This window comes from Rhodococcus sp. 14-2496-1d, from assembly GCF_002259365.1.
Classification (GTDB): domain Bacteria; phylum Actinomycetota; class Actinomycetes; order Mycobacteriales; family Mycobacteriaceae; genus Rhodococcoides.
In genome coordinates, this window is sequence record NZ_NPFV01000027.1 from 114735 (window position 1) to 127102 (window position 12368).

At 66.3% G+C, this 12368-nt stretch carries 8 protein-coding genes; all 8 read left to right on the plus strand.

Annotation, left to right across the window (positions count from 1 at the left end):
* Nucleotides 1–42: 42 nt before the first annotated feature.
* The 8 genes from CH296_RS19515 to CH296_RS19550 all read left to right on the plus strand — a co-directional run bounded on the left by CH296_RS19515 (nucleotide 43) and on the right by CH296_RS19550 (nucleotide 12203).
* A complete protein-coding gene (locus CH296_RS19515; protein WP_032394587.1) occupies nucleotides 43–474 on the plus strand; it encodes an anti-sigma factor in 432 nt (143 codons plus the stop codon).
* Nucleotides 474–1259, plus strand: coding sequence for a SigB/SigF/SigG family RNA polymerase sigma factor (locus tag CH296_RS19520; protein WP_032394586.1), 786 nt, complete (start codon nucleotides 474–476; stop codon nucleotides 1257–1259). The genes CH296_RS19515 and CH296_RS19520 overlap by 1 nt, the downstream gene beginning before the upstream one ends.
* Nucleotides 1260–1287: 28 nt before the next feature.
* A complete protein-coding gene (locus tag CH296_RS19525) occupies nucleotides 1288–3279 on the plus strand; it encodes an alpha/beta fold hydrolase (protein ID WP_094685554.1) in 1992 nt (663 codons plus the stop codon).
* A gap of 9 nt (nucleotides 3280–3288) precedes the next feature.
* Nucleotides 3289–5964 (plus strand): valine--tRNA ligase, encoded by a 2676-nt coding sequence (locus tag CH296_RS19530; RefSeq protein WP_045194611.1) that lies wholly within the window; start codon nucleotides 3289–3291, stop codon nucleotides 5962–5964.
* The gene (locus tag CH296_RS19535) at nucleotides 5965–7395 is read left to right on the plus strand and encodes a folylpolyglutamate synthase/dihydrofolate synthase family protein (RefSeq protein WP_094685555.1); all 1431 of its coding nucleotides are present in this window, start codon (nucleotides 5965–5967) and stop codon (nucleotides 7393–7395) included.
* On the plus strand, nucleotides 7392–7781 hold the full coding sequence (locus CH296_RS19540; protein ID WP_032394583.1) for a DUF4233 domain-containing protein: 390 nt from the start codon (nucleotides 7392–7394) through the stop codon (nucleotides 7779–7781). Before CH296_RS19535 ends, CH296_RS19540 begins: the two co-directional genes overlap by 4 nt.
* A 70-nt stretch (nucleotides 7782–7851) precedes the next feature.
* Nucleotides 7852–8265: a nucleoside-diphosphate kinase gene (ndk, locus tag CH296_RS19545; protein WP_032394582.1), complete on the plus strand. Its 414-nt coding sequence runs from the start codon at nucleotides 7852–7854 to the stop codon at nucleotides 8263–8265.
* Between the two features lie 572 nt (nucleotides 8266–8837).
* The gene (locus CH296_RS19550; RefSeq protein WP_256980512.1) at nucleotides 8838–12203 is read left to right on the plus strand and encodes a translation initiation factor IF-2 N-terminal domain-containing protein; all 3366 of its coding nucleotides are present in this window, start codon (nucleotides 8838–8840) and stop codon (nucleotides 12201–12203) included.
* Nucleotides 12204–12368 lie beyond the last annotated feature (165 nt).

Genomic DNA, 12368 nt, shown 5'->3' on the forward strand with positions numbered 1-12368 from the left:
GCGAACGGTAAAACGACTGCTCGGCGACGATGGGAAGTGCGGATGGCTGGGGTCAGCAAGATCGAAGAACTGGAGCGAGGTTCCGGTGCACCGGTCGAGCTGAGGGTGCGTGCAGAGGCAGACCAACTTCCTGTGGTTCGTGCCGTCGCCGAAACCCTCGCAGTGCTCAGCGACTTCACGCTCGACGACATCGCCGATGTGAAGTTGGTCGTCGACGAGGTGTGCTCGCAGCTGATCAAGGGCTCGGTCACCGATGCCGAACTGTCGTGCATGTTCGCAGTGAGCGACTCCGGAATCCGAATCGTCGTCACCTCCACCCTGACACCCACTTCCGTACCGAAGAAGGACAGCTTCGGCTGGCACGTGCTGCAGACGTTGACCGACGCCATCGAACTGCGTGCCGACGACGCGGTCGACGACGAGGTAGGTCGCACGGTCGCGATCGACGTGGTCAAGCGGAGGAGCAAGGTCTAGTGCCTGTGCCGCACGAACGAAGCACACGGCGAGAGTCCGACGATTACAGCGACGTTGTCGCCCTGATCCAGCAGATGCAAGCGCTCGACGAGAATTCACCGCAGCGCCGAGTGCTGCGCGATCGCATCATCACCCGCTGCCTTCCTCTCGCAGAACACATCGCACGCCGCTTCGGCGGTCGCGGCGAAGCACACGAGGACCTCCTGCAGGTCTCACGCCTCGGTCTGGTGAACGCGGTCGACAGATTCGACATCGAACGTGGTTCGGATTTCGTGTCGTTCGCCGTACCCACGATCATGGGCGAGGCTCGCCGGTACTTCCGGGACGCAGGATGGTCGGTTCGGGTGCCGCGGCGCATGAAGGAACTGAACTCGATGATCTCCCAGGCGGTGGGATCGTTGTCGCAGAAGCTCGGTCGAGCTCCGACTGCCAGCGAGATCGCCGTCGAGCTCGGGATCGACGTCAAGGAAGCCTCGCAGGCGTTGCTTGCGCGCAGCGCGTATCAGACCGTCTCGGTCGACTCGGTGGTCAGCGAAGATCGATTGCCGCTGATGGACACCCTCGGTGCCGACGATCCCGAACTCGAGAAGATGGAGAGCTATCTCGCGGTGCGCCCCGCGCTCGAGAAGTTGCCCGAGCGTGAGCGTCGCATCGTCGTGCTCAGATTCTTCGGGTCGATGACCCAGACACAGATCGCGGAGAAGGTGGGGATATCGCAGATGCACGTCTCGCGAATCCTGGCTCGCACGCTCGCTCAGCTGCGTGAGGACCTCGGCGAAGACTGACAGCGGCCGGTGGAGCTAGGCTCGCTGGATGAGCATGTACGACGACGTCGACGAGTACATCGGAGCCCGTCGGGTCACAGGCCTGGCGGCATCGCACGATTTCTCGCGGGCGGTGATCGTGGTTGCCGCACTGGACGATTCGCGGACCGAGTATCGAACGTCGTTGTGGGAGATCGATGTCGACGGTGGTTCGCCGGCCCGACGCCTCACGCACGGCGAGTGGGGCGAGAGCGCTCCGGTGTTCACCCCGGCCGGCGACTTGTTGTTCTCCCGCCGATCGAGCAAGGACGATCCGGCCCGGTTGTGGATTCTTCCTGCCTCGGGTGGTGAGGCGCGAGTGCTCGAGACTCGGTCGGCCGGTCTGAGCGAAATCCGAAGCGCCCGTTCCGGACACGGGCTGGTCGGGTTCTCGCCGGTGTTCGGATCGTCGAGCACCGATGAGGACGACGATGCCCTGCGCACCGAGCGCAAGGCCAACAAGGTGGATGCAATTCTGCACACCGGGGTTCCGGTGCGTTTCTGGGATCACGATCTCGGTCCTGCCACCCCGCATCTGTTCGCCGGATCGACCGACGGCACGACGGTGTTTCGTGATCTGACCTCGGATGCGGCCGGAGCTCTGCACGAGGCGGCGTTCGACATCAGTGCCGACGGTGCGTTCGTCGTGTCCACCTGGGCCGTACCCGGCGCTCTGGCGACCGTGCGGACGGTGCTGGTGCGCATCGACACCGCGACGGGGGAGCGCAGCACGATCGTCGACGACGTCGATGCCGATCTGGGCGCGCCGGCGATCTCGCCCGACGGTGCGTCCGTGGTGTTCGTGCGTGAATCGCTCTCCACTCCCGAGGATGCGCCTCGAATGACGCTGCAGCGCTACGACTTCGGGACTGCTTCCGTCGTCGATGTCGCGCCCGGCTGGGATCGATGGCCGATCGACCCGGTGTGGTTGCCGGACGGGTCGGGGGTGCTGGTGACCGCGGACGACGACGGCCGGTCGCCGATCTTCGTCGTCCGCGAGGGTGCGGAGCCGCGTCGGCTGACGAATACGAACGACGCCTACACCCACGTTCACGTGTCCTCGGACGGAACCAGGGTGCTCGCACTCGCCGCGTCCTATCTGGCCGCCCCGCATCCGGTGTCGATCGATCTGTCCGACGGCACCGTTGTGGACCTCGACACCTCCATCGACCGCAGTCCGTTGCCCGGAACTCTCACCGAGATCGACACCGTCGTCGGCGACGGAGCCCGGGTGCGCGGTTGGCTGGCACTGCCCGAGGGTGCCTCGGACGCGGCACCCGCACCGCTGCTGCTGTGGGTGCACGGTGGTCCGCTGAGCTCGTGGAACACCTGGTCGTGGCGGTGGAATCCCTGGCTGATGGTCGCCCGTGGGTACGCGGTGCTGCTGCCCGATCCGGCTCTGTCCACCGGGTACGGCCAGGAGTTCGTGCAGCGCGGCTGGGGTGCGTGGGGAAAGGCTCCGTTCACCGATCTGATGGCGTTGACCGATGTCGCAGCCGCGCTACCGCACATCGACGACACCCGCACCGCGGCGATGGGCGGATCCTTCGGCGGCTACATGGCCAACTGGATCGCCGGGCACACCGACCGGTTCGACGCCATCGTCACCCACGCGAGCCTGTGGGCGCTCGATCAGTTCGGGCCGACCACCGATGCCCCGTACTACTGGGCTCGTGAGATGTCTCCGGAGATGGCGGTGGAGAACTCCCCACACCTGTTCGTCGCGGACATCGCCACGCCGATGCTGGTCATCCACGGCGACAAGGACTATCGAGTGCCGATCGGCGAGGGCCTGCGGCTGTGGTACGAACTGCTCAGCGAATCCGGCCTGCCCGCCGACGACGAGGGCAACACCGACCATCGTTTTCTCTACTTCCCGGCCGAGAACCACTGGATTCTGAGTCCCCAACACGCCAAGGTCTGGTACGAGGTGGTGCTGGCATTCCTGGCGCAGCACGTGCTGGGCGAGAGGGTGTCGATGCCTCGAATCCTCGGCCACTAGAATCGACCGGTGACCAGTTCAGCGCCAGAGCACTCAGAGAACCCCGCCGATTCGATCGACCTGCCCAAGAGCTGGGATCCCAGTGCGGTCGAGGCGGAGCTGTACCGGTCCTGGGTCGACGCCGGGTACTTCGAAGCCGACGCCACCAGCGGCAAGCCGCCCTACTCCATCGTGCTGCCCCCACCCAACGTCACGGGCAGCCTGCACATGGGTCACGCTCTCGACCACACGTTGATGGACGCGCTGAGCCGTCGCAAGCGGATGCTCGGGTACGAGGTGCTGTGGTTGCCGGGCATGGACCACGCGGGTATCGCCACCCAGACCGTCGTGGAAAAGCAGCTCGCCGCCGACGGAAAGACCAAGGAAGAGTTCGGCCGCGAGCTGTTCATCGACAAGGTCTGGGACTGGAAGCGTGAATCGGGCGGAACCATCGGTGGGCAGATGCGACGCATCGGCGACGGTGTGGACTGGAGCCGAGAGCGATTCACCATGGACGACGGCCTGTCCGAGGCCGTGCAGACCATGTTCAAGCGTATGTTCGACGACGGTCTGATCTATCGCGCCGAGCGACTGGTCAACTGGTCTCCTGTGCTGCAGACCGCCATCTCCGACATCGAGGTCAAGTTCGAGGACGTCGAGGGCGAACTCGTCTCGCTGCGATACGGCTCGCTCGACGATTCCGAGCCGCATGTCGTCGTCGCGACCACCCGAGTCGAAACGATGCTCGGCGACACCGCAGTTGCGGTTCACCCCGACGACGAGCGATACAAGGCTCTCGTCGGCACCACCCTCGAGCACCCGTTCACCGGGCGGCAGATCCCCATCATCGCCGACGACTACGTCGATCCCGAGTTCGGCACCGGTGCCGTGAAGATCACCCCGGCTCACGACCCCAACGACTTCGAGATGGGTGTGCGGCACTCGTTGCCGATGCCCTCGATCATGGACAAGGCAGGTCGGATCGCCGACACCGGAACGCAGTTCGACGGCATGGACCGTTTCGAGGCGCGCGTGAAGGTTCGTGAAGCACTGGCCGAGCAGGGCCGCGTCGTCGCCGAGAAGCGTCCCTACCTGCACAGTGTCGGCCACTCCGAGCGCAGTGGCGAGCCGATCGAGCCGCGCCTGTCGCTGCAGTGGTGGGTCAAGGTCGACACCCTGGCGAAGGCGGCCGGTGACGCAGTGCGCAACGGCGACACCGTCATTCACCCGAAGAGTCAGGAACCGCGCTGGTTCGCCTGGGTCGACAACATGCACGACTGGTGCATCTCGCGTCAGCTGTGGTGGGGTCATCGGATTCCGATCTGGTACGGACCCGACGGCGAGACCGTCTGCCTCGGACCGGGGGAGACGCCGCCCGAGGGCTGGGAGCAGGATCCCGACGTTCTCGACACCTGGTTCTCGTCCGGGCTGTGGCCGTTCTCGACGATGGGGTGGCCCGACGCCACGGCGGATCTCGAGAAGTTCTATCCCACCGGTGTTCTCGTCACCGGATACGACATCCTGTTCTTCTGGGTCGCCCGCATGATGATGTTCGGCACCTACGTCGGAGCGGACGACGCGATCACCGCGGGCAAGTCGGGGCCGCAGGTTCCGTTCCGAGATGTGTTTCTGCACGGCCTGATTCGGGACCAGTTCGGCAAGAAGATGTCGAAGTCGCGGGGCAACGGCATCGACCCCCTCGACTGGGTCGACCGTTTCGGTGCCGACGCGCTGCGCTTCACACTCGCTCGCGGCGCGAACCCCGGAGCCGACATGTCCGTGGGCGAAGACCACGCCCAGTCGTCGCGCAACTTCGCCAACAAGTTGTTCAACGCCACCAAGTTCGCTCTGATGAACGGCGCGGCACCGGCAGATCTGCCTCGGCGCGGCGAGTTGACCGACGCCGACCGATGGATACTCGACCGGCTCGAACAGGTTCGGGCAGAGGTGGATTCGGCGTTCGATCGGTACGAGTTCAGCAAGGCCTGCGAGGCGCTCTATCACTTCGCCTGGGACGAGGTCTGCGACTGGTACCTCGAGATCGCCAAGGTTCAGTTCGCCGACGACGCCATCGCCGCCACCACGCGCGGAGTTCTCGGTAACGTCCTCGACGCCCTGCTTCGGTTGCTGCATCCGGTGATTCCGTTCGTCACCGAAACGCTGTGGAAGGTGCTCACGGGCGGCGAGTCGCTGGTGATCGCGGCGTGGCCCACTGCCGCCACCGAGTCGTTGGATCCTGTTGCGGCACAACGCATCGAGGACATGCAGCGGCTCATCACCGAAATTCGCCGATTCCGCAGCGATCAGGGACTCAAGCCGTCCCAGAAGGTGGCGGCCCGCATCGTCGGAGTCCCCGACTCCGATCTGGACGGGCAGATTTCGGCGGTCACCGCACTGGCTCGACTGACCGAGCCCGCCGAGGACTTCGCCGCCACGGCCTCGGTGGAGGTGCGCCTGAGCAAGGCCACCGTGGTCGTCGAACTCGACACCTCGGGCACCGTCGACCTCGTCGCCGAACGGGCCCGCCTGGTGAAGGATCTGGCCGCTGCGGAGAAGGAACTGGCGCAGACCACCGGCAAGCTCGGCAACGAAGCGTTCCTCGCGAAGGCACCGGATGCGGTGGTGGACAAGATCAGAACACGCCAGACGATCGCGGGCGAAGAGATCGCACGCATCTCGGCGCGGCTCGAATCGATGGGAACCTAAGTGACCGAACCCGACGCCGCCCTGCCGCTACCTCCGCCGAGCCCGGTCGATCTGGCCGAGCTCGCCCTCGTGGAGGCCGAGCTCGACAAGCGTTGGCCCGAAACCAAGATAGAGCCGTCGACGGCTCGGATCTCGGCGCTGATGGATCTGCTCGGCTCGCCGCAGAAGGCGTACCCGTCGATTCACGTCGCCGGCACCAACGGCAAGACCTCGGTGACTCGCATGATCGATGCACTGCTCACTGCCTTCCACCGACGCACGGGCCGAACCACCAGTCCGCACCTGCAGATGGCGACCGAGCGGATCAGCATCGACGGGAGGCCCATCTCTCCGCGGCTCTACGTCGACACCTACAACGAGATCGCACCGTTCGTCGAGATGATCGACGCGCAGTCCGAGGCTGCGGGCGGACCCCGAATGAGCAAGTTCGAGGTGGTCACGGCCATGGCGTTCGCTGCGTTCGCCGAGGCCCCGGTCGAGGTCGCCGTCATCGAGGTCGGACTCGGTGGGCGTTGGGACGCCACCAACGTCGTCGACGGCGAGGTCGCCGTCATCACCCCGATCGGCCTCGATCACGTCGAGTTCCTCGGCGACGATCTCGCCGGGATCGCAGGCGAGAAGGCGGGGATCATCAAGAAGGCCCCGGAATCGCTCGTGCCGCGCGACACCGTCGCGATTCTGGCGAAGCAGCAACCAGAGGTCTCCGAGGTGCTGCTGCGGGCGGCGGTGCAGGCGGATGCTGCGGTGGCGCGGGCCGGATCGGAATTCACCGTGCTCGGGAGGCAGATCGCCGTGGGGGGCCAGCAACTGGAACTGCAGGGGCTCGGCGGGGTGTACACCGACGTTTTCCTGCCGTTGCACGGCGAGCATCAGGCGCACAATGCCTCGCTCGCACTCGCGGCGGTCGAGGCGTTCTTCGGTGCCGGTCCGGATCGCCAACTCGATCAGGACACCGTGCGCGGCGCGTTCGCGACGATCGTCAATCCGGGTCGGCTCGAGCGGGTTCGCAATGCCCCGACCGTGTTCCTCGACGCCGCGCACAACCCGCACGGGGCGGCAGCGCTCGCCGCCGCCCTCACCGACGAATTCGACTTCCGCAAACTCGTCGGCGTCGTCAGCGTCATGGCGGACAAGGACGTCGGAGCGATTCTCGACGCACTGGAACCGGTGTTCGACGACATCGTCGTCACCCACAACGGGTCGGCGCGGGCGATGGACGTGGACGCGTTGGCCGACATCGCGGTGGCCAAGTTCGGTGACGAACGCGTCGTGGTGACGTCGACACTGCCCGATGCCCTGGAAACGGCGATCGGGCTGGCCGAGGAGGTCGCCGAGCCGGGGGAGGCCGTGTCCGGTGCCGGAGTCGTCGTGACCGGATCCGTGGTGACCGTCGGTGCAGCTCGCACTCTGTTCGGAAAGGACCCCGCGTGAGCGAAACAGAGTTCAGACCACCCACGAACGACCCGTGGAAGGGGTTCCGCGGTGTCGCGGCGGGCACCCTCGTGCTCGAAGCCATCGTGACACTGCTCGCGCTGCCGGTGGTGGCGACCCTCGGCGGCGGCGCGACCTGGTTCTCGACGACCTACATCGTGGCGTTGGCCGTCGTGATGGTCCTGGCGGCGGGCAAGCAGGGGGAGCCGTGGGCGATGAAGCTCAACCTGATTCTCCAGCTGTTCGTCGTGGCCGGGGCGGTGTTCCACCTCTCCATCGGTGCCGTCGGCCTGATCTTCATCGCGGTCTGGCTGTATCTGCTGTACCTGCGCCGTGACATCACCGAGCGGATCCGACGAGGAATGTTGCCGGGGCAGCGCGACTGACCGGGGAAACCCGTCGGTTTCGGCGATGCGGCGCGCGCTGCGTCGCCGGGTTCCATTACTGTCGTCTTTCGTGACCGACCGCACCCTTGTACTGATCAAGCCCGACGGAGTTGCCCGGCGTTACGTAGGAGAGATCCTCGGCCGCGTGGAGAAGAAGGGTCTGAGCATCGTCGCACTCGAGCTCAAGACCGTCTCCCGCGAATTGGCCTCGGCTCACTACGCGGAGCACGAGAGCAAACCGTTCTTCCCCGAACTCCTCGAGTTCATCACGTCCGGACCTGTCGTGGCCGCAGTTCTCGAAGGCCCCCGCGCCATCGCGGCCTTCCGTCAGATCGCAGGCGGCACCGACCCCGTGGCCAAGGCGGTTCCCGGGACCATCCGCGGTGACCTCGCCCTGGATGGTCAGCAGAACCTGGTACACGGATCGGATTCCGTGGAATCGGCCGAGCGCGAGATCGCACTCTGGTTCCCCGGCCTCGCCTGACCGTTCCGCCGTCGACAGAAACAGCAACGTTCGTCAGCCACGCCGCACCCGTCGGAAACCCGATCGGTGCGGCGTGGCGAGTACGCATCACAGCGTGTGGGATACTCGACAACAGATCGACTCCACTGCACCAGTACGTACAGGTTTCACGCTCCACCCGAAGCCCAGGCTTCACGGAAGTTCGCTAGACCGGTGTGATGGATTCGATCGGATGACTGTCGTCTATCCGCTGCCCGTCATCGCAGATGCTCGAACGAGAGACAGGCTCGTTCGCGTTCTTGCTTGATGATCAGGCGCTCGGATCGCCGGTACACCACCATCCAGCCAGGCACTGCACACGCTGTCGTCGACCACCGAGAACTACGAAGTGGTCATCGGCTCGGGTGCGGAGCGAGACCGAACAGCTGACGTCCAACCCGACGTGAGTACACAAGGATTGCCCTCGCGTGGCCGCGTCACACCCGGAAGTCGGATGGACGCGCCCGGGGGCCCGAGGAGACTACGTGGCCGATCAAAGCCCGTCCGAAGATGTACAGAACGAAAACGCAGGACGTACGGAGGCCCCCGGCCCGGTGTCGCCTGTGGAAACCGACGCGGTGTCGTCGGTGCAACCCGACACCATCGAGCTGCCGACCAGGTTGCGCGTGCACGCATTGGCGAAGATCCTGGGCGTCACCAGCAAGCAGCTGCTCGTCACCCTCGGTGAGCTCGGCATCGAAGCGCGCAGTGCTCAGTCGAGCCTGAGCCGTGACGTCGCCGAGTCCGTTCGTGATTCGGTCAACGGCCCCACAGCAGCAACTCTCGATTCCTCGACTGCCGAGCCGACTCCGGTGCCCGATGTCGATGTGCCTGCTGCCGATGAGCCCGCGGGCGAGGTTCCGTGGACCGAGCCGCAGCTGTTCACCAGTGCGCCCGCACCGGAGCCGGAGGCGGCCAAGCCCGCGGCAACGACCGACCAGCCCACAGCGACGACCTTCGCCACCCCTCTGTTCCTGCAGCCCGCCGCTGTCGATGCTCCGGCGACGGAATCGACGGAGTCACCGGCCGAGCCTCCGGCTCGCCGTCGCCGCAGCCGCAAGGCCGCGCCCAAGGACGAGGCTGCGAACGCCGAGAGCAGTGCCACTACCGACAGCAGCGAGTCCGCAGTGACGCCGGAGACCGGTGCATCCGAGGTCTCCGCCGTCGAGACCGACCGGTCCTCCTCCGAGGCCGGCGAGTCGGCCGAAGCCGAGAGCTCGACCGACGGTGACGGCGACGACGATCAGTCTCAGCCTCGACGTCGCCGGCGCGGCCGTCGTGGTCGCGGACGCGGTCGCGGCGAGCAATCCTCGGACGAGTCGACCGACGAGAACTCGGACGACGATTCCGACGGGGACACCGACAGCACCGACACCACCGATTCGACCGACGCGGAGTCGAGCGACGACGCGGACTCGGACGAGTCCTCGGCAGGTGACGGGCAGCAGTCGAACTCGGGACGACGCTCGCGTCGGTCACGTACTCGCAGCCGTTCCTCCGACCGTCAGAACTCCGATTCGACCGACTCCTCCGACGACGCGCGCACCGCGGACTCCTCGGCCGAGGACGGCGACGACGAGTCCGATTCCGGAGCCCAGGACAACTACGACGACTCCGACAACGGTGGTTCGGACGGAGACGGCTCCAGCCGCCGTCGCCGTCGCCGTCGCAGGCGCAAGACCGGAGCCGAGGCCGCTGCCGAAGGCGCGACGTCCGAGGACGATCCGCCCAACACCGTCGTGCACGAGCATGAGCCACGCAACAAGAGTCGCGCACCCCGGGACGAGGTTCAGGGAATCACGGGTTCGACGCGCCTCGAGGCCAAGCGTCAGCGCCGCCGCGACGGGCGCGATGCCGGCCGTCGTCGTCCGCCGATCCTCACCGAGTCCGAGTTCCTGGCGCGCCGCGAATCCGTCGACCGCGTCATGGTCGTGCGCGAGAAGGCGACACCGGATCATCCGCTGACCACACAGGTTGCCGTGCTCGAAGACGGCGTGCTCGTCGAGCATTTCGTCACCAGCAGTGCCACCGCGTCGATGGTCGGCAACGTGTACCTGGGCCGCGTCCAGAACGTGCTGCCCAGTATGGAAGCAGCGTTCATCGACATCGGCCGAGGCCGTAACGGTGTGCTGTACGCAGGCGAGGTCAACTGGGACGCTGCCGGTCTCGGCGGGAGCGCGCGCAAGATCGAGCAGGCCCTCAAGCCGGGCGATCAGGTTCTCGTGCAGGTCAGCAAGGACCCGGTGGGGCACAAGGGTGCTCGCCTGACGACGCAGCTCTCGCTCGCCGGTCGCTTCCTCGTCTACGTGCCGGGTGGAAGCTCCACCGGTATCAGCCGCAAGCTGCCCGATACCGAGCGCAAGCGGCTCAAGGAGATCCTCCGCGACATTGTGCCTCCCGAGGCAGGCGTCATCATCCGCACCGCAGCGGAGGGCGTCAGCGAAGAAGAGCTCGCACGTGACGTGACTCGCCTGCAGGCGCAGTGGGCCAGCATCGAAGAACGCTCCGCCAACGCCGAAACCGGCAAGGGCGTGCAACCGCAGACGTTGTACGAAGAGCCCGACATGTTGGTCAAGGTCATCCGAGACCTGTTCAACGAGGACTTCTCCAAGCTCGTCATCGAGGGCGACAAGGCATGGACGACGACGTCCAACTACGTCGAGACCGTGGCCCCGGACATGATGGAGCGGCTGCACCGATACGAGGCGGACGGCAGTTCGGTCGACGTCTTCGCTGCGCACCGCATCGACGAGCAGCTGGCCAAGGCTCTCGATCGCAAGGTCTGGCTGCCCTCGGGCGGCACCCTGGTGATCGATCGCACCGAGGCGATGACCGTCGTCGACGTCAACACCGGCAAGTTCACCGGCTCCGGCGGCAACCTCGAAGAGACCGTCACCCGCAACAACATCGAGGCGGCCGAGGAAGTCGTTCGCCAGATGCGTCTGCGAGACATCGGCGGCATGATCGTCGTCGACTTCATCGACATGGTGCTCGAGTCCAACCGCGATCTCGTACTGCGGCGGCTCACCGAGTCCCTCGGACGCGACCGGACTCGCCATCAGGTGTCCGAGGTGACCTCGCTCGGACTGGTGCAGATGACCCGCAAGAAGCTCGGTACGGGGCTCGTCGAGGCGTTCTCCACCACATGCGAGCACTGCCAGGGTCGCGGCATCGTCGTGCACCCGTTCCCCGTCGATGCCAAGCCGGACAACGACGGCGGACGGTCGAATTCGTCGCGGTCCGACAGCAGCAACTCGGGAACGAGCAGCAGGCGTCGACGCGGCAAGGACAACAAGGCCGACGGCAACGATCGGTCGGACGGTGGCGACCGGGCGTCCTCGAACGATCGGGCAGGCACGGGAGACAGTCACGAGCACCCGGTGGTCGACCCGTCGATCAAACGAGCGCACCCGGTGGCGCTGGCCATGGCCGCGCATCACGACGACGTGGTCGCCGACGTCAGCCCGGCCGATGTCGAGACACCGGCACCGGCCGAAGCTGCCGGCGGCGACGCAGTGGTGACCGTGGTCTCCGCCGACGACGTGGACGTTGCGGCCGCTGCGGTCGCCGACGCGGAGACCGACGTCACGACAGCGGACTCGCCCGCCGAGACTCCGGCCGACGAGCCGTCCGCTCCGGCGGCACCGAAGGCTCGACGCGGACGGCGGGTGGCCCGCAAGGCAGCAGCGCCGACCGGCACAGCGCCCGACGCGGGCATGGTCATCGTCGTACCCGCCACGGACGACGCGGAGGACGCCACGTCTTCCGACCAGGCCGGGACAGCACCCGACGAGCCGTCGGCACCGCTCACTGCGGCGGCCGAGCAGCCAACGGAGCCGGTCGAGGTGCCTGCCGCACGTCCTCGCAGACGGCGCGCAGCAGCGCGGCCTGCAGGTCCTCCGGTGGACATCGATGCCTAGCAGAGCAGGGCAGTTTGACCCTGGCCGTCTCCCTGCCGTAACCTTGATAAGTCGCTCCCGGTGACACCGTTCTGCCGTGCCGTAGTGGTGCTGTAGGGAACAACGGTTCTCGAGCGGGTCGGAATGATCATCATCCCGACCGGCCGATAGGGAGCAAGCAAACAC

Coding starts and splice junctions, on each gene's coding strand:
- CH296_RS19515 (WP_032394587.1), top strand. CDS start 43: ATGGCTGGGGTCAGCAAGATCGAAGAACTGGAGCGAGGTTCCGGTGCA.
- CH296_RS19525 (WP_094685554.1), top strand. CDS start 1,288: ATGAGCATGTACGACGACGTCGACGAGTACATCGGAGCCCGTCGGGTC.